10 protein-coding genes, 1 tRNA gene and 1 pseudogene are annotated in these 17,921 nt (G+C 63.9%); 6 read left to right on the forward strand and 6 right to left on the reverse strand.

What is annotated here, in order from left to right; all coding sequences use genetic code 11:
* Window positions 1–1,191: 1,191 nt before the first annotated feature.
* From AB8Z38_RS29450 to AB8Z38_RS29460, 3 genes are all read right to left on the reverse strand, one after another.
* On the reverse strand, window positions 1,192–3,903 hold the full coding sequence (locus AB8Z38_RS29450; RefSeq protein ID WP_369721166.1) for a PriCT-2 domain-containing protein: 2,712 nt from the start codon (window positions 3,901–3,903) through the stop codon (window positions 1,192–1,194).
* Between the two features lie 218 nt (window positions 3,904–4,121).
* Window positions 4,122–4,340 carry a helix-turn-helix domain-containing protein gene (locus AB8Z38_RS29455; RefSeq protein WP_369721167.1) on the reverse strand — a complete coding sequence of 73 codons (219 nt, stop codon included), beginning with the start codon at window positions 4,338–4,340 and terminating at the stop codon, window positions 4,122–4,124.
* Between the two features lie 305 nt (window positions 4,341–4,645).
* On the reverse strand, window positions 4,646–5,998 hold the full coding sequence (locus AB8Z38_RS29460) for a tyrosine-type recombinase/integrase (protein WP_369721168.1): 1,353 nt from the start codon (window positions 5,996–5,998) through the stop codon (window positions 4,646–4,648).
* A 122-nt stretch (window positions 5,999–6,120) separates the two neighbouring features.
* On the opposite strand from AB8Z38_RS29460, the gene AB8Z38_RS29465 reads away from it, so the two are divergent.
* Window positions 6,121–6,189 (forward strand) — tRNA-Glu (locus AB8Z38_RS29465).
* Window positions 6,190–6,216: 27 nt separating this feature from the next.
* Here the strand turns inward: AB8Z38_RS29465 and AB8Z38_RS29470 are convergent.
* Window positions 6,217–6,804 carry a YecA family protein gene (locus AB8Z38_RS29470; RefSeq protein ID WP_369721169.1) on the reverse strand — a complete coding sequence of 196 codons (588 nt, stop codon included), beginning with the start codon at window positions 6,802–6,804 and terminating at the stop codon, window positions 6,217–6,219.
* A 293-nt stretch (window positions 6,805–7,097) separates the two neighbouring features.
* On the opposite strand from AB8Z38_RS29470, the gene AB8Z38_RS29475 reads away from it, so the two are divergent.
* Both AB8Z38_RS29475 and AB8Z38_RS29480 read left to right on the forward strand, forming a co-directional pair.
* Window positions 7,098–8,588: an amidohydrolase family protein gene (locus AB8Z38_RS29475; RefSeq protein ID WP_369721170.1), complete on the forward strand. Its 1,491-nt coding sequence runs from the start codon at window positions 7,098–7,100 to the stop codon at window positions 8,586–8,588.
* Window positions 8,589–8,591: 3 nt separating this feature from the next.
* Window positions 8,592–9,521, forward strand: a complete 930-nt coding sequence (locus tag AB8Z38_RS29480) for a GTP-binding protein (RefSeq protein ID WP_369721171.1) — start codon at window positions 8,592–8,594, stop codon at window positions 9,519–9,521.
* Window positions 9,522–9,569: 48 nt separating this feature from the next.
* On the opposite strand, the gene AB8Z38_RS29485 is transcribed toward AB8Z38_RS29480, so the two are convergent.
* Together AB8Z38_RS29485 and AB8Z38_RS29490 are read right to left on the reverse strand one after the other, a co-directional pair.
* The gene (locus AB8Z38_RS29485) at window positions 9,570–9,965 is read right to left on the reverse strand and encodes a GFA family protein (RefSeq protein WP_369721172.1); all 396 of its coding nucleotides are present in this window, start codon (window positions 9,963–9,965) and stop codon (window positions 9,570–9,572) included.
* 1 nt (window position 9,966) lies between these two features.
* Window positions 9,967–10,338: a hypothetical protein gene (locus tag AB8Z38_RS29490; protein WP_369721173.1), complete on the reverse strand. Its 372-nt coding sequence runs from the start codon at window positions 10,336–10,338 to the stop codon at window positions 9,967–9,969.
* Between the two features lie 262 nt (window positions 10,339–10,600).
* On the opposite strand from AB8Z38_RS29490, the gene AB8Z38_RS29495 reads away from it, so the two are divergent.
* From AB8Z38_RS29495 to AB8Z38_RS29505, 3 genes and pseudogenes are all read left to right on the forward strand, one after another.
* Complete coding sequence (locus AB8Z38_RS29495; protein ID WP_369721174.1) at window positions 10,601–12,283, forward strand: methyl-accepting chemotaxis protein; 1,683 nt, start codon at window positions 10,601–10,603, stop codon at window positions 12,281–12,283.
* A gap of 192 nt (window positions 12,284–12,475) precedes the next feature.
* Window positions 12,476–15,782 (forward strand): annotated as a pseudogene (locus AB8Z38_RS29500) (carboxyl transferase domain-containing protein).
* 204 nt (window positions 15,783–15,986) lie between these two features.
* On the forward strand, window positions 15,987–17,840 hold the full coding sequence (locus AB8Z38_RS29505; protein ID WP_369721175.1) for a sigma-54-dependent Fis family transcriptional regulator: 1,854 nt from the start codon (window positions 15,987–15,989) through the stop codon (window positions 17,838–17,840).
* Window positions 17,841–17,921: the final 81 nt, after the last annotated feature.

A 17,921-nucleotide genomic window follows, 5' to 3' on the forward strand; every position in this document is an offset into this window, starting at 1 on the left:
ACTCGTAGGTCGTTCCAGCTGAGCTTTGTACCTTCGCGGTTGGCGCGCTGCATGGCGAAGGCAAGGAGAACGATTGGGCATCTGGGGCTCACCTCAACCCAATGAACATTGAAACCCTGATGGTTGACTTCAAACCAATAAGCCAGGTGCAACGCTTCGTTCAGATCACTGGTGACGAGCGGCGTTGCTCCAAATCTATGGGCGAGTGTCTCACTTTCCGCGTCCGAGTGCATGGAGATCCCAGGGGGCCATCTTGAGATGATCCATCCCCGGCGGTCGTTTGTAGGGCGAACCCGTAGTCGCGTTTTGCCGACCGACAGCTGATACACATCCTGCCGGATTTTTTGCCATCCGTGAGGTATCGCTCGTGTCTTCTTGTAACCTGTTACGCCAAGAAGCACGGGACTGGCTAGGATAACGCCCCGCGCTAGAGGAAGCAGCCAATATGGCAGCTCAATATCTTCTCTGCTGATAGCTTCGCTGAAGTAAGGGGAGAGCTGGCGTGAAAAGCTGTCCCAATCTTTCCGCGGTGCGTCAGGATGGCCAGGGTACGATGTGCCAATATGGATTGATGGTGCGAGCATAGCGTTACCTTTCCACCTTGTTAGCTGTTGGAAACGATCGGATAGGGCGTGCCCACCCCCGGGTGACCGTGTCGCGGAACCCCCAGGCATCAGACGGCGCGACTGGATCGGGATGAACTTCAGGTCCCGCATGATCGCGGCGAGCCGGCGTGCGTTGCCGGTGCTGGGGCGCGCGCCCACGAGATTGAGGAGTGCGGCGGAGCTCATGGCGTCGACGTCATCGACAGCCTCGGCAATGATCTTCCGCCAAGGGTCGGCAGGGCGAGCATCGAGCTTCCCACTCGCCCTAGCGATTTTTTCAAGAAAGGACATGCGTGTCTCCCGGTGATAGGGGGGCCTCATGGCCGTCAATCTGTGACGCTTCCGGAGGCTAATGCACTCGGCCGCCGGCACTACCACGTAGCGATGGACGGCAACCGGTTGCTGATCAACCGGATGAAGCCGGCCTGATATCGCCTCGGCAATGACAAGGTGGCGGCGTTTGCCGCGCGTATCGTTGCCGCGCGTACCGTTGCAGCGCGCCGGCAAGTCCGGGAAGATCGGGAAGATCCTGCCTCCTAGATACTGATCAATATGCAACAACATCTTTTGATGTTTGATCCTCATGTTAAGGCTTAAAACTTCCCGATCTTCCCGGACTTCCCGGAGCGACCGCCACTACGTCAGGCAGGATGGTGATCAGGTTGGAGTTTGTTGCCGGGTCGTGCTCGACTTCCAGGATGAAGCCGCCGTTGTGAGCCCCCTTAAGGCGGCGGGCGCAATAGCCGAACAGCTTTGGATTGACGCCCTTGCTCCCGAGTGCGTCATCGAGTGCATCATGCAGCGCCTGCTCCGACGCTGTTAGCTGGATGGACGCCGTTGAGCGGCGGGCGTCTTCCACCTTCTTATGAACCGCGGTTGCCTCGGCAGCCTTGAACGGCGTTGCGCCAAAATGCTGGTGCAGAGCAGCAAGCAGCGCTGCGTCCGCCTGCCGCCGCGGGTCCTCCGCCTTGTTCTGACGGAACACCACGCTCACGTCATAGTTGGTGAGCCAGTAGACGAGATCGCGGACCCTGGTTGCCCATTCGTCGAACGACCCTACCGCCGGCAAGCCCTGCGACGGCATGCCCTCGAGGCGAAACGCCCGCATGATGGTGAACGCTGCACCCAAGAGAGCGATGCGGTGCCGCTGGATGAACTTCACCGGATCGAACTTGTAGCGGTCCTGTTCTGGGTCTGCTGACCTGGGCAAGATGTCGAGCGGTATCGCCCTGCGCGCCATGTCACCAGTGATGATTGGGTTGTTGCCGGTCAGGGTGATGAACGAGCGATTTCGCAGCTTGACAAAGTCCGAGTACCCAAGCGGGCGAATGCCCGCCCTTCCTTCGGTAATCACGCTTTCCAATAGGTCGCCTTTAATTTGCATCCCGTTGGCGTTGTCGATCATCAGGGCGGCCGGCGCCTGTAGCAGAATGGCTGTGAGGCGCTTCTCGAACTCCTCGCCGCTGCCGCCCCAGGTGACAACAACGGGCGCGGTGTCAAAGCCCAACAGGACGAGCGCGCGCGCGAGCTTTCCCTTGCCCGTCGCGGGCATCGAGCTGCGCACGACGAACATTGGCGCCACCGGCAGGAAAGGTCTCTCCAGTACTGTAAAGATGGCGGCAAGCAGGAGTGCTTTGCCTTCAGCCGCGTCATCGAACCGATATTGGGAGAAGGCCAGCAACAACGCGTCTGCCGCTCTTTTGACCTGATCCCTCGTCGGCGCCGGCGAAATCGCGAGACTAGGAACTCTGTCGTGGAATAACCCGGTCACGGGGTCGTAGCCCTGGAGCGAATGAACGTCGCCGTTTTCGTCGATGCGTGGCACGCGCACGATGCCACGCAATGGTCGCGCGCCATACCGACCGCGCATTTGCGCCAGGTAGTCACCGACGAAGCCCCGCGGAGGATGGGTGTGCGTTAGCAGACCTTCGCCCCTGCCGCCCGTACGCTGCTTCCAGATAAGCCGTTCAGCCCGCTCATTGATATCTGCTGATGTCGCGAGCGTCGTGGCGGGTAAGTCGCCGTCCCATTGCGTGCCGGATGGCAGTGCGTCCCGTTCTGGCTTTCGTAGGATCACCAGCGGGCCCGTCGGATCACCCAAGGTGAAGGTGTTGGGATCGTTCGCCACCACGGCATCAAGGCGGTTACGACACTCCCCCTCATTCCCCGGTACGTACACCGCGATTTTGGTGTCGCAGGCATCTGCGACCTGCTTCCAGGGTGCAAAGTCGGCTCCGGATTCAGTGGCGAGATGCAGCAGCGTCCCGATCGTTACGCCATCCTGCCGGGGTTCGGCACTCCGGCAACCATCAAAGAACTGTCGTAGGCTGTCCTCGGAGTCTGCGCCTTTTGCGGTCGACGCCACCTCCACAAAGATATCTTTGGCGTCTTCCACGCCGCTGCGGGCAAGAGCGAGAGCCACTTTCAAGTAGGTATCGTAGCTGCCGCCGTTGGCCGTCAGCTCGAATAGCTTGGAGTTCCTGGCGATGTGGCGAGCCGCATGGCGCACGACTTCGCTTTGCTTGTCGGCAGCGAGTTCTGCGAACCACCGGCCCGCCTTGCCCTCCGCCTCGCCCGCCGGGACCAAGGAGTGGGATGGTGCTGTTGCTGTCCCCGATGCAGCGTTGGGAAGAACAGCGAGCGCCGTCGCGAAGTCGTACATCCGTCCTAGGTGGATCAGCTTTACCTCTCTCGGGGGCTCGTATTTATGGTTCAGCGTACCCGGGACACGAAGAAGGCGGGCAGGATCGGTCGTGAGGCCGGCATCGCATTTCACACCCTCGCGAAGCAGAAGGCCCTTGAGACCTTCGGCGTAGGGACGCCAGTCCTGCGGGGAAAGCGGCGTGGTGCTGACCCAGTAGAGGTGCATTCCGGATCCGGAGTGCACCACAGCGCTCGGCATCGGAAGCCCGACCGCAGCACGGAAGACGCCGACGGCGGCCCACGCCTCCGCCACCGTCTCGTAATGGGTCCATGGCTTGCCGGGGTTTTTGGCGTCCCAGTCAGCGGGCTTCGCCTTGACGTCGACGTCAATCCAGATGGCTTTCAACCACGTCGCATTACTCGCCAGCCTTTTAGCTTTGTTCTTTCCCTTGGGGCTGACCGCGCACTCGGACTGCTGGGAGGTACAGAACCAGCTGTCGAAGAACTTCCTGGTCCCGTGCACCCACGCGGCCATGCCCAGCAGTTCGTCGGCCGTCTTGTACGGCCAGCCGACGACGAAGTCCTTGCCTCCGTTCTTCGCCGGGTCGGTGTTCTTAACATGGCAGTGGAGGTTGATCCAGCCGGCGTTGTTCACTCCAGGCCAGACGACAACTTGCTCGAGGAACTGCTTGTTCCTGGCAGCTGTCGACGATCGCTCATCGCCTGCTGGCGCTTGGCTCGCCCCAACGAAAGCTCCGGAACCACTTCCCGCTGTCGTTTGCGTAGCGCTCAGCGCAGCAGTGGGTATCGAGCTGGATTCTAGGCTGGCTGTTACCGTGGCGGTAACTCCGCCGTCTCCACCACTGCAGTTGCTCATATCGCGCCGTTGCTATCGAGGCGACGGACCAGGGCCTTCGGTTCGAGTGGCGGAAACGAGTGAACCCACTGCCGCAGATCTTCATCGAGAATCAGCGTGCGTCTTCCACGTTTCACTGCGCGGAGTGCCCCCGAACGGATTGCTTCGTAGACGACAGTCCGTCCCACTTTTGCACGCGTACATGTCTCGGGGATGGTGTGTACAATAGGATCCATGTTGATCTCGCTTCCTTGTGTGACCGGGAAACTCCCGGCGGATACGCGAGGTCAGACTGGGACGAGGGTCTTGGGCATTCCTAAAGAAAAAGTCACAACTACGTGAGTGGATCCAGTTTTTTTGTGAGCGCGGACGATTTGAATTCCTTCTGCAGAAGGCTGTCGCGGTGACTTGATGACCGAGCTCGCGGTACTCCCGAAGTGTAGCTGCTCAGGCGTACCTTCGCATGCGGCGCCTTAGCACCGAGGCGGGGCGTATGCTGGTAAAGACCGAAGAGAGCTCAACAGGAGCGATCTGCGATCAATTATGCACTTATCTGAATAACGTTCTCATCACCTTGCGGCACAAGAGGAACAACAGATCGCGCGACCAGTTCTTCCAAACCGTCGGTAATCCAGCGAGCATAATGCTTTTCGATCATCTGAACGGATGTGTCATGAAGCGCCGCGACAAGCCGAATCGGAAGGCCTTGGCGGATGCAGCGGACGATGCTGGAGTGTCGGAGCGCATAAGGAATGACTTGCGACATTCCAGCCTGGCCGCGGATGTCATCCCAGGGGCGCGTTAGTTCGCTCGCCGTTTGCCACGGCCCTCGGTCTGCTCGTATCCACCGGATGCTCCCTGGCACTTGCGTGTGCCGCCAGCGCATCAGCAAAAACTCGTCTCCGGCGCGGCCACTGACGGCAGGGACAATCGCATCGAGCACGTCCTTTCCGACAGGAACGGGGACGCTACCAGACTTGCCCTTGCCCTTGCGCGACGCCGGAATCAGAAGGCGGCCCGCCGTTCGCTGATAGTCCCCGACACGCATGCGCGCGACTTGCGAAAATCGAGCCCCCGTGGCCGCAAGCACAACGACGAGCCTGAACAGGTCTCCTTCCCACCCGTCTGACGCATCAATATTCCGTGCAGCCCGGAGTAGCGCGCTAACTTGTGGATCCGAGAGGATCTGATTTTCACGGGCAAGTGGGATATTCTCGTCGTCATCGGCCGGCTCGGCCTTCAGTCCATATTTGATTATCGAGGGTAACGCCGGATCAAGGCGCTTCCGGTTCGCGGTAAACGCACGATTGAGTGCCGCCTTGAGATCGTTGATAAGGCGCTGCTTCGCCGTTTCTTTCAACGTTTCTGGCAAGCCGGCGCGCCACGCGAGCAAGTCCGCCTCCTTCAGCAAATGTATGGCTACGTCTGCCAATGGTGCCGCCGGGACGACGCCCTGTTTTCCGCGCGCTGGCTGACCCAGGAGATACCGACCAAGCCGCCGCGCGGCGTCCGAGCGAATTTGGCGACCAGCTCGCTTGCTGTGCCGGGCGTCACGTTCGGCAACGTAGCGTTCCGCTGCAAGCCCAACAGTAACAGCCGGCCCATCGGCCACGGCCTTCGCCTCCAAGCGCGCGGCTACGACCTCTCTTCGCGCCGTCTTGACCGCGGCATTGAAGTCCAGCGTTCCTTCTTTGATGGCATCATCGGCCGTTCCGATCGGCTTCTGTCGGTAGCCAAAGCCATTTCGCCAGCGCACCAACCATACGCCGCCGCGCCTGCCTTTCCGATAACCGAGATGAACATCAGGATCGAGGCTTCGCCAGTGCACGCCGGCGGATAGCTTTGCGCGTGCATTCGCGGTGGTGATTGGTGCTTCTCTGAGGGTCTTTGCCATTAGCTGCTGTGTCCTAAATCGTCGAATATCCGTCAAATAAATGTTGGCGCACAAGGACGATCGTGCACGAATGCAGGCCCGTCAAGTAACTGTTTTTGTTGAACTTGTGCGAACGTCCACGGACTGTGGCGGACCCAAGATCACGCCCTCTCAAGGCTGAAACAGGGGTTCGATTCCCCTAGGGAGCGCCAATTTCGACAACGTGTCGCCCGCGCGGCTCAGCCGGACTGAAGCCACTGTTCGGCGGTCAGAGCTTCCAGTTGGGCGAAATAAGCCACATTCGAATCCTCGTTGGACCTCGTCTTGGGGTTCGCGTCGCCCGCACTGAAGTTCGTCATGAGGTCGTGCATGTGTCCGATGAGCACGGAACCGACCGCATGAATGGCTTCATGACGGTCAAGGCCCTCCGCCATCAGTCGCTCCACCGTGCTTCGCACCGGCAACACGGCATCGGCAATCTGGGTCTCGACGACGGCGTGAAAGCCAGCGTGCAGTTCCGCCCGTGGAACGTGAATCCCGGCGCGGCGATGGTAATCCGCCACGGCATCGATACGGTCCTGCTCGTCCAGCGCAAGCCACTGATCCGGGTCCGGCTCCACGAAGGGATCGTACTCCAGGATATCTCCTTCCTCCAGGATATCCCCTTCGGTTTCCTCGAACGCTGAGGGGACAAGATCCTCGGCAACGGCTTGGAGCCGTCCGGCCGACGGCTCGTCCAGCCTTTGCGAGTCAAGGCAGCACTTCTTGAATTTCTTGCCGCTGCCGCAAGGGCAGGGATCGTTTCGTCCGACCTTGTGCGAATTCACGATCGGGACCTCCAGCGAACCGAGTCAAAAGCAACTTTGCGGCCACGACACGACGTACGAATGCTCACCGCCGCCGCTCACTGAGAGCCAATTCTTGCCACATCCAACCGAAGCTGCAACTGGCCATTGCACCGTGGCTGGCTGCCCGGTCCGGACCTCTCGCGCAAGCATGCTGCATCGGCATCCGCGGAGGTGGTCGTTATTGCCAGAATCTGCCTCTATGCGACCGAACCCGCCTCCGAAGCTGCTGCCGGCCTTCGGAGGTGTTGGCATCAGCTTTTCGGAGTGACGACATGGGCGGTTTGGTGATCTCTGGCGGCCGGGTGGTGGATCCCGCGAGCGGAATGGACGCCATTGGCGATGTCGCGGTCGTGGACGGCAAGATTGCCGCCGTCGGCTCCTCGCTCGGCGGCGCCGAGCGGGTGATCGACGCCACCGGGCTCGTGGTCGCGCCCGGCTTCATCGATCTGCATGCACATGGCCAATCGCTCCCGGCCGACCGCATGCAGGCGTTCGACGGGGTGACGACGACGCTCGATCTCGAGGCCGGCGTGCTGCCGGTCGCCTCCTGGTATGAGCGCCAGGCGAGGCGCGGCCGCGTGCTGAACTATGGCGCCGCTACCAACTGGGCGTTTGCGCGCATCGGCGCGATGACCGGATCCAATGCGGAAAGCTCGCTCGAGGCGTTCGGCAACGCCATGCGCGATCGCCGCTGGATGGACAACGTGGCGAGCGATGCGGAAGTCGCCGGCATTCTCGAACGCCTCGCGCGCGGCCTGAACGAGGGCGGCATCGGCATCGGCATCCTCAACGCCTATGCGCCGGGCGCCGGCGTGCAGGAGCTGACGGCGATCTGCCAGCTCGCCGCGGCGAAGGACGTGCCGACCTTCACCCACGTTGCCTACATGTCGCGCGTCGATCCCGAGAGCGCGGCGGAGGCCTATATCCGCCTCATCGGTTATGCCGGCGCCACTGGCGCCCACATGCACATCTGCCATTTCAACTCGTCGAGCAAGACCGACGTCGAGCGCTGCCGTGTGCTGATCGCGAAGGCGCAGGCGCAAGGCTTGCCCATTACGGTCGAGGCCTATCCCTACGGCACCGGCTCGACCGTGCTGGCGGCTGCCTTCTTCAGCGATCCGGAGTTCGTCGAGCGCAACGGCACCGGTTACGATTCCGTGCAGCGCGTCACCGACGGCCATCGCTTTAGCGATCGCGAGGAGCTCCTGAAGGCGCAGGCCGAAGAGCCGTCCTCGCTGGTGCTGTGGCACATCCTCGACACCGAGAACAATGCGTATCACCGCGACCTCCTCGACATGTCCGTGCTCTATCCAGGCGGCGCGATTGCGTCCGACGCAATGCCATGGACGACGTCGGACGGCAAGACCTACACCGGCGATTCCTGGCCGTTGCCGGACGATGCCACCTCGCATCCGCGCTCGGCCGGCTGCTTCACAAAATTCATCCGCGAATGGATCCGCGAGCGCAAAGCCGTGTCGCTGCTGGAAGGCATTCGCAAATGCGCGCTGATCCCGGCGGAGATCCTGTCGCAAAGCACACCCGCGATGCGCGCCAAAGGCAGGCTCGCGCAAGGCGCCGACGCCGACATCGTCGTGTTCGATTACGAGAAGCTCAGCGATCGCGCCACGTTCACCGCGATGAACCGTCCGTCGGAAGGCGTGCGGCATCTGGTGGTGAGCGGCGAGCCCTTGATCAGCGACGGCGTGCTGGACGCCGCGGCGCGGCCCGGAAAGCCGGTGCGCCGGCCCGTTGTCGAGAGCTGAACCATGCCAGTCCCCATTCTCCTGGTGACGGGCTTTTTGGGGGCGGGCAAGACCACGGTCGTGAACCATCTGCTGGCGCATGCCGAGGGACGGCGGATTGCCGCCGTGGTCAATGATTTCGGCGCGATCAACATCGATGCCGAGCTGATCGCCGGTGCGAGCGACGGCGTGGTGAGCCTCAGCAACGGCTGCATTTGCTGCTCGCTCGAAGGCGATCTCTTGCGCACGCTCTCGACGCTGCTGCGGCGTGATCCGAAGCCGGAGTACATCGTCATTGAGACCAGCGGCGTCGCCGATCCCGCGGATATCGTCCGCAATCTGATGGACCCGGTGATCCTGCGCGAGGCGCCGCTGGAGACGGTGCTCTGCGTGATCGACGCGGCAACGCCGCCGCCCTCTCTGGATGACGCGCTGATGCGCTCGCAGTTGCGCGTCGCCGATATCGTGGCGCTGAGCAAGCTGGACCTGGCGGACGAGGGCGCGGGTGCCCGGATGCGCGATTCCATCCGCGCACTGCGCGTCCCTGCCGTGGTCATCGACGCGAAACACGGCGCGATTCCTTCCGCGCTGCTGTTTACCGCCAACGTCGATCGCGTCCCCTTGCCGCGCGAGCCGGGACCGAAACGGCCGGCAGAGGAGCGCTTCGAGACGCTGAGCTGGACGTCGGAGCGGCCCATTTCGCTGCCGCGCTTGCAGCAGGCCATCGGCCGGCTGGCGCCAAAACTGGCGCGCGCCAAGGGCCTGTTCGAGGCCGTCGAGCAGCCCGGGCGCCTGACGGTGTTTCAATTCGCCGGCGGCCGCGCCACGCTGGCGCCGGGCGAAGCGCCGGCAGCCGGCGTGCCACGCGCGCGGATCGTCTTCATCGCCGAGCTCGGGGTGCTCTCGAAGGCCGAACTCGATGCGATCATGGCGGCCTGCGTTGCGGATGGGTAGCGCAGTTCGCGCCAAACGCCGACGTGCCCGCTCAAATCGCGCGAGGCTTCAATCCTCCGCCGGCAATCCGTCTCCGTGCACATACCACGCCGCACGAGACGTCCAGTGCACGTGCCGGTCCGGTGCCGCGGTCAGCGGCTCGTCGAACGCTCCGGCATGGATGATCGCCTCGCGCCCGCTACGGGTCAGGTGGGGCATCGGGCTGCCGCAGATCTTGCAGAACGCGGTCGCAAAGCTTCGCGCATTGGGCAAGTCGAAGCGCACGACGGATGCTTCGCCGCGGTGCCAGCGCAGTGCCTCTGCCTTCACGATCACTTCGCAGGAATGGGCCGTCCCGGTCGCCTTGCGGCACCGCGAGCAATGGCAGTTGAGGAAGCGGTCAAACGGACCCACGATCTCGAATGCAACCTCGCCGCACAGGCAGCTTCCCCGGAATGCAGCCATCTCACTCCCCCTCCGGGTCGGCCGGCTTCTCGGCGGTCTCTTCCGCATGGACCGGCGGAGTGCCGTGCGCGCTGTGCAGCCGGATCATCGTGTCGATCACGTCGACCTCGATCTTGAGCATGTCCAGATCGCGCGTCATCTCGCGCACCTCCTGGCCCTTGCGCGCCAGCTCCTCGGAGACGTCGACTGCCATCTTGCGCTCGGTGACGATGCCGGGCGTGTTGACGAACAGTTTTGCGCGCATCCATTCGAGGCGCGCCCGCTGGGTATCGCGTTCGAACTTCTTCTCCGCGTAGCGGCGTCGCACCTCCGCATAGGCGCTGACCAGCGCCGTTTCCGGCAGGTTCCACAATTGCTCGACCGACATGGTCATGCCGTTCAGGTCCCGGGTTCGGCTCGGCGGAGGTTTACTCGGTAGCCCATCAGACCCTTGCAGCGGTCAATTCTCAAGGGGGGCGGACACGGAATAATGCCAGGCCACGGCGTCACATTTGCGCACGGCGTCGGGTCAATCTTGGAAGGCTCGCCTCGTCGCGCAATTCGGTCGATGTTTTCGGGAACCCGAATGCTTAAGCCTTTGCTAAGGCGTTCGGGATAATCTGGCATATCTGCATTGCCAATTCATGCGAGCACCGATGATTTTTTCCCGCATCAGTTTCAAGCTGGTCCTGATCGTTGCGATCAGCCTCCTCGGCATGATCGCGCTGGCGCCGATCGCGCTTTCGACGCTGCGTACGCAGATGGTCGCCGATCGCCAGGCCAAGACGCAGCATATGGTCGACGTCGGCTACGGCATTCTCGCCCATTACCAGAAGCTGGAAAGCGAAGGAAAGCTCACGCGCGAGCAGGCCCAGGCCGCCGCGATGGCCGAGATCAAGAGCCTGCGCTACGACAAGGTCGAGTATTTCTGGATCAACGACATGGCCGCGAAGATGATCATGCATCCGATCAAGCCCGAGCTTGACGGCAAGGATCTCTCCGACATGAAGGACCCCACCGGCAACCGCCTGTTCGCCGGGTTCGTCGACGTCGTCAACAAGCAGGGCGCGGGCTTCTACAGCTATCTGTGGCCGAAGCCTGGCTTCGAGCAGCCGGTAGCCAAGATCTCATACGTGAAGGGCTTTGCCCCCTGGGGTTGGCTGATCGGCACCGGCATCTATCTCGACGACGTCGATGCCGTGTTCCGCCAGGATGCGATGACCTTCGCGCTGGTGTGCCTTGGGGTGTTCGTGCTCGTGCTCGGCTGCTCCTTCGTGATCGGCCGCAGCGTCACCCGGCCGCTCGCCAACATCACCGCGCTGACCGAGCGTCTCGCCGCCGGCGACAGCGCGTTCGACGTGCCCTATACAGATCGCCGTGGCGAGATCGGCGGGCTCGCCAAGGCGCTTGCCGTGTTCAAGGACAACGCGTCGGCGGTGCGCCAGATGCATACCGAGCAGGACGCGCTGAAACGCAAGGCCGACGAGGAGAAGCGCAAGACGATGGCCGATCTCGCCGGCCGATTCGAGGCGAGCGTCCAGGCCGTGGTTCGCGACGTCTTCAACGAGGCGCGCGAGATGCAACAGGCGGCGCAAGGCATGTCGGAGACCGCGAACAAGGCGACCGACCGCGCAAGCTTTGTCGCCACCGCGTGCCAGCAGGCGTCCAGCAACGTGCAGACCGTAGCCTCGGCCGCCGGCGAGTTGTCATCCTCGATCTCCGAGATCAGTCAGCGCGTTGCGCAGGCCGCAGCCGTGGCCGACAAGGCGGCCGCCGACGGTCAGCGCACCAACGACACCGTGCAGGGCCTGGCTGCGGCCGCGCACAAGATCGGCGAGGTCATCGACCTCATCAACCAGATCGCCTCCCAGACCAACCTGCTCGCGCTCAACGCCACCATCGAGGCGGCGCGTGCGGGCGAAGCCGGTCGGGGATTTGCGGTGGTCGCGAGCGAAGTGAAGTCGCTGGCGAGCCAGACCGCCAAGGCGACCGAAGAGATCGGTGCGCAGATTTCGGCGATCCAGACCGAGACCAACCAGGTCGTCGGCAACATCGAGAGCATCCGCAGCACCATCATGGAGGTCAACGAGATCTCCTCGTCGATCGCAGCTGCGGTCGAGGAGCAGGGCGCCGCCACGCAGGCCATCGCTCATAGCGTGCAGGAGGCGGCCTCCGGCACCGACCAGGTCTCGCAGAATATCTCGGGGGTCACCGATGCGACGGCCGAAACCGGCCGGGCCGCGGGCGTGGTGCTGCAATCGAGCGGCCGGCTGACGCACAAGCTGCAATCGCTGCAGGACGAGGTCAGCACCTTCGTTGCGGGGGTACGGGCGGCCTAGTACCCGCCGCGCGGGCTGCCGTACGGCGGATTATCCGGCTGATCGAACCGCCATTGGCCGACTGATATTCCGGCCCGCGGGAGCGGTCGTTGCGACCGCTTCCTCTCCCTTGACGATCGCGGCTAAAGTGAAGAAGCAGGATCATCGAACCTGCCGCCCCGCGCCTGGCTACGGGGCCACGGAGAGCGCTGCATGTCATTCAAGAAGCTGCTGATCGCCAACCGCGGCGAGATCGCCATCCGCATCGCGCGCGCGGCGGCCGATGCCGGGATTGCAACGGTTGCGATCCATCCGGCCGATGACGCGCTTTCGCTGCACGTGCGCGCTGCCGATGAGGCCGTCGAAATCCCCGGCCGCGGCGCCCGCGCCTATCTCGACATCGACGCCGTGGTGAAGGCGGCGAAAGGCGCCGGCTGCGACGCCGTTCATCCCGGCTATGGCTTCCTCAGCGAGAACGCCGCGTTCGCGAAGGCCTGCGCCGACGCCGGCATCGCCTTCGTCGGGCCGAAGATCGCGGCACTTGAACTGTTCGGCGACAAGGTCGCGGCGCGCCAGCTCGCCAAACGTTGCGGCGTGCCCATCATTGCCGGAACCAGCGGCCCCTCGTCGCTGGAGGAGATCACGGCGTTCTTCACTTCGCTCGGCAGCAACGCTGCCATCATGATCAAGGCGATGGCCGGCGGTGGCGGCCGCGGCATGCGCGTGGTGGAAAACGCCACCGATCTCGCGGAGGCTTATGCGCGCTGCCAGTCCGAGGCCAAGGCGGCGTTCGGCTTCGACGGCGTTTATGCCGAACGGCTGATCCGGCAAGCGCGCCATATCGAGGTGCAGATCATCGGCGACCGGCACGGCGCGATCTCTCATCTCTGGGAACGCGAATGCACCATCCAGCGCCGCCACCAGAAGCTGATCGAGGTGGCGCCGAGCCCTTCGCTGGGCGATGCGTTGCGCGGGCGGATCATCGAGGCGGCGAAACAGCTCGCGGCGGCGGCCTCTTACGACAATCTCGGCACGTTCGAGTTCCTGGTCGACGGCGGCGCCGACGACAGCTTCGCCTTCATCGAGGCCAATCCGCGGCTCCAGGTCGAGCATACCGTGACGGAAGAGGTGCTCGGGCTCGACCTCGTGCGCGCCCAGCTCGCGGTCGCCGCAGGCAGCTCGCTGGCCGCGCTCGGTCTGGCGCAAAGCGCAATTCCGAAGCCGCGCGGCTATGCCATGCAGCTTCGCGTCAACATGGAAACGCTGGACGAGACCGGCACGACCCATCCGACCGGCGGAGTGGTGGCCGTGTTCGAGCCGCCGTCAGGGCCCGGTATCCGCGTCGATAGTTTCGGCTATGCCGGATACAAGACCAGCGCCGCGTTCGATTCTGCTGCTCGCCAAGGTCATCGTGCATACGCCGGGTGAAGCCTGGCACGACGTCGTCGCCAAGGCCTCGCGCGCGTTGCGCGAATTCCGGATCGATGGCGTCCTCACCAACATCGACTTTCTCCAGGCGGTGCTCGCCCATCCCGATTTCAGGACCAATCGCATTGCGACCGACTTCATCGACCGCAATATCGTCAAGCTCGTGGAGGCGGCGGATGGGGCGGCCAAGCCGCTCTACTTCGCCCCCACCGAGCGAAGCGGGAGCGCTGCCGCCGAGGCGCACATCGCGCAGCAGGTGCCCGAGGGTGCCGTGATGGTCGCAGCGCCCCTGCAGGGCACCATCGTCACCATTCAGGTGAAGGAGGGCGAGATCGTGCGCCCTGGCCAGCAGCTCGCCGTGATCGAGTCCATGAAGATGGAACATCTGGTCATGGCCGAGCAGGGCGGCCGCGTCACGAAGCTTCTCGCGGGCGACGGTGCCACGCTGATGCATGGCGAGCCGATACTTTATCTGGAGCCGCTGGACGTCGCCGCCGACGCGTCGGCGGCGGAAGCCGATGTCGACCTCGATCACATCCGTCCCGACCTCGCCGAGCTGATCGCGCGCCGGGCCAACACGCTCGATGCGAACCGGCCGGCGTCGGTCGAGCGGCGCCGCAACACCAACCAGCGCACTGCGCGCGAGAATGTCGCGCAGCTCGTCGATGCCGGCTCGTTCATGGAATATGGCAGCCTCGCGATCGCGGCGCAGCGCCGCCGGCGCAAGCTCGACGACCTCATCAAGAACACGCCGGCGGACGGCCTCGTCATGGGCGTTGCCACGGTGAATGCCGACAAGTTCGGTGCCGAGGGTGGGCGTTGCATCGTGGTGGCTTACGACTACACCGTGCTCGCGGGCACGCAGGGCCACATGAACCACAAGAAGATCGACCGCATGCTGACGCTTGCGGAAGACTGGCGCGTGCCGCTGGTGTTTTACGCCGAAGGCGGCGGCGGTCGTCCCGGCGATACCGACCGGCTCGGCATGACCGGTCTGGACGGCCCGTCCTTCGTGCAGTTCGCAAGGCTCTCCGGTCTCGTGCCCGTGATCGGTGTCGTCTCCGGCTATTGCTTCGCCGGCAATGCCGCGATGCTTGGCTGTTGCGATGTCATCATCGCCACCAGGAACGCGTCGATCGGCATGGGCGGCCCTGCCATGATCGAGGGCGGCGGACTCGGGGTCTATCATCCGGCCGAGGTCGGTCCGGTCTCGTTCCAGTCCCCGAATGGGGTGATCGACATCCTAGTCGAGGACGAGGTGGAGGCGACGCGGGTAGCGCAGAAATATTTGTCCTATTTCCAGGGTGCGGTGTCGGAGTGGCAGGCTGCCGACCAGCGCCTGCTGCGCCGTGCCATCCCTGAGAACCGCCTGCGCGTCTACGACATCCGCAGCCTGATCCATCTGGTCGCGGACACGGATTCCGTGCTGGAGCTACGCCGCGACTACGGCGTCGGCATGATCACCGCGCTGATCCGCATTGAGGGCAAGCCGTTCGGGCTGATCGCCAACAATCCGCGTCACCTCGGCGGCGCCATCGATGCCGATGCCGGCGACAAGGCCGCGCGCTTTCTCCAGCTCTGCGACGCCTTCGATATCCCGATCGTCTCGCTCTGTGACACACCCGGCTTCATGGTGGGGCCGGAAGCAGAAAAAACCGCAATCGTGCGCCATGTCTCGCGGATGTTCGTGACGGGCGCGAGCCTCACGGTGCCGCTGTTCGGCATCGTGCTGCGCAAGGGCTATGGGCTGGGCGCGCAGTCGATGATCGGCGGCGGCTTCCACGCCTCGTTCTTCACCGCCGCCTGGCCGACCGGCGAGTTCGGCGGCATGGGGCTCGAAGGCTATGTTCGCCTTGGCTTCCGCAAGGAGATGGAGGCGATCGCCGATCCCGTCGAACGCGAGACCTACTACCGCAACAAGGTCGCCGAGCTCTACGCCAACGGCAAGGCGGTCTCGATCGCGTCCGTGTTCGAGATCGACAACGTCATCGATCCCGCCGAGACGCGGCGCTGGATCATGGCGGGCTTGAGGTCCGTGCCAAAGCCGCCCGCCCGTGCAGGGAAGAAGCGTCCGTGCATCGATACGTGGTGAGGGCGGTGCAGCAATGTGTGGAGGACGTCATTTCGGGGCGATGCGAAGCATCGAACCCGGAATCTGGAGATTCTCAGGTGCGCAACTGCGCACCGTAGCTCGCGCTGACGCGCGCCTCGGAATGACGGTGAACCCGGTTCCCGATTGACATCCCCGCCTGTGGTGCCAGACTTTGCACAATAATACAGGGTGGAGACGTCCGCGATGGCCAGCCTTTCGGCCTCGAACCATGTCGCCCGTGTCTTGTCCGTCGCCAATCATGTGGCCGACGTCGATGCCTCTTCGCGCATTGCCAATTCCTGGCGGCGCTGTCTGATCAGCCACAAGCTTGACCCTGCCCGTCAGGGGCCGCCACAGACGCTGACCGAGGCCGAGATCCGCCACGTCGCGGAGCCGCTGGAGCAGACGATCCGTCTCCTCACACCCGAGCTCGACGATCTCGCCCGCGTGCTGCGTGACGCCGGCTATTGTGTCAACCTGGCGGACGCGAACGCGACCATGCTGTTCAGCCGTCTGCCCGGCGAAGCCGACGCCAAGATGTTCATGGACTGGAAGATCTACACCGGCTCGAACTTCGCTGAAACGTTCGAGGGGACCAACGGGCTCGGCACCGCGCTTGCCGAGCAGAAGCCGATCCTGGTTCATCGCGACGAGCATTTTCGTGCGCAATGGCACATGTTCTCCTGCGCTGTGACGCCGCTGTTCGACGAGGCCGGCCGCCTCGCCGGCGCCGTCAACATCACGTCCTGCCGTGATGATCTCAGCCGCACCGCGCATCAGCTTGCGCTGGCCGTGACCATGCAAGCGGCGCGGCGGATGGAGGACGTGATCTTTCGCGACCGTTTCCGTAATGCCTGGATCGCGTCCGTGCCGGGGGACGGCGGCAGCGGTCTGCTCGCCTATGACGAGGATCGCCGCATCGTCGGCGCCTGCCGTTCCGCACGTGCCCTGCTGGGTCTCACCGATGGTATGATCGCGTCCGGCATCGATCTGTCGCGCTACATCAAGTTCGATCATCCCGCGCGCAATGCGGACGACATCATCGAGCTGCGCCGGGCCGATGGCAGTCCATTGGGGCGCGGGCATGTCGCGCCGCCGCGGCGGGCACGGCCGCCCATGCAGCGTCATGACGTCCCTGTGGACCGCTTCAATGCGCTTTCTCGGCTCGCCGGCCGCGATCCCGGCCTGGTCAAGAGCGTGAAACGACTGAAAAGCATTGGCGATCACAATCTGCCGGTGCTGCTGCATGGCGAGACCGGCGTCGGCAAGGACGTGTTCGCGCGCGCCATTCACGCTGCGAGCCATCGTGCCCGCAACCACTACGTCGCGCTGAACTGCGCGGCGATGCCGGAAAGCCTGATCGATGCCGAACTGTTCGGCTATGAGGCCGGCGCCTTCACCGGCGCGCGGCGCGACGGCTCGAAGGGCCTGATCGTGCAGGCCGACGGCGGCACGCTATTCCTGGACGAGATCGGCGACATGCCGATTGCGTTGCAGACGCGGTTGCTGCGCGTGCTGGAGAATCGCGAGGTCTGGCCGCTCGGCGCGCTGAAACCGGTGCCCGTCGACATCCGCCTGATCAGCGCCACCCACCGCGATCTCGGCCGCATGGCGGAACAGGGCGCCTTCCGCCCCGACCTCTACTTTCGTCTGCGTGGCATGGAGGTGCGATTGCCGGCGCTGCGCGAGCGCGCGGACAGAGACGATATCATCCGCCAGATCGCGCGCGAGGAGGCGCCGGATTGCCGCCTCTCGGATGAGGCCTGGTCGTTGCTCGCGGCCTATCCGTTTCCCGGCAACATGCGCCAGCTCCGCCACGTGCTGCGGCTCGCCGGCTGCACGGCGGAGGATGGTCTGATCACCGACGCCGATCTCGATCTGCCGCCGTTTGGCGGCCGTGCGGCAGAGTCGGATTTGGCGGCAGCTGAGCGCACGACGATCGTCGAGGCGTTGCGCAAGCACGATGGCCGCGTGAGCGAAGCGGCGCGCGCGCTGAAGCTCAGTCGTGCGACGCTCTATCGCAAAATCAAGCAGCTGAAGATCGAGACGGCGCAGTAGCGACAGACAATTTGCAAAGCGGTGCGCTTTCTTCCCTCTCCTTGTGGGAGAGGGTGGCTCGCCGCGAAGCGGTGAGACGGG

The sequence above is a fragment of the Bradyrhizobium sp. LLZ17 genome, assembly GCF_041200145.1.
In the GTDB taxonomy this organism is placed as follows: Bacteria; Pseudomonadota; Alphaproteobacteria; order Rhizobiales; family Xanthobacteraceae; genus Bradyrhizobium.

What these genes read in the sequence shown, in the direction of transcription:
- AB8Z38_RS29455 (WP_369721167.1), bottom strand. Translation starts at nt 4,340, where the DNA reads ATGGATCCTATTGTACACACCATCCCCGAGACATGTACGCGTGCAAAA.
- AB8Z38_RS29460 (WP_369721168.1), bottom strand. Translation starts at nt 5,998, where the DNA reads ATGGCAAAGACCCTCAGAGAAGCACCAATCACCACCGCGAATGCACGC.
- AB8Z38_RS29475 (WP_369721170.1), top strand. Translation starts at nt 7,098, where the DNA reads ATGGGCGGTTTGGTGATCTCTGGCGGCCGGGTGGTGGATCCCGCGAGC.
- AB8Z38_RS29480 (WP_369721171.1), top strand. Translation starts at nt 8,592, where the DNA reads ATGCCAGTCCCCATTCTCCTGGTGACGGGCTTTTTGGGGGCGGGCAAG.
- AB8Z38_RS29485 (WP_369721172.1), bottom strand. Translation starts at nt 9,965, where the DNA reads ATGGCTGCATTCCGGGGAAGCTGCCTGTGCGGCGAGGTTGCATTCGAG.
- AB8Z38_RS29490 (WP_369721173.1), bottom strand. Translation starts at nt 10,338, where the DNA reads ATGACCATGTCGGTCGAGCAATTGTGGAACCTGCCGGAAACGGCGCTG.
- AB8Z38_RS29495 (WP_369721174.1), top strand. Translation starts at nt 10,601, where the DNA reads ATGATTTTTTCCCGCATCAGTTTCAAGCTGGTCCTGATCGTTGCGATC.
- AB8Z38_RS29505 (WP_369721175.1), top strand. Translation starts at nt 15,987, where the DNA reads ATGGCCAGCCTTTCGGCCTCGAACCATGTCGCCCGTGTCTTGTCCGTC.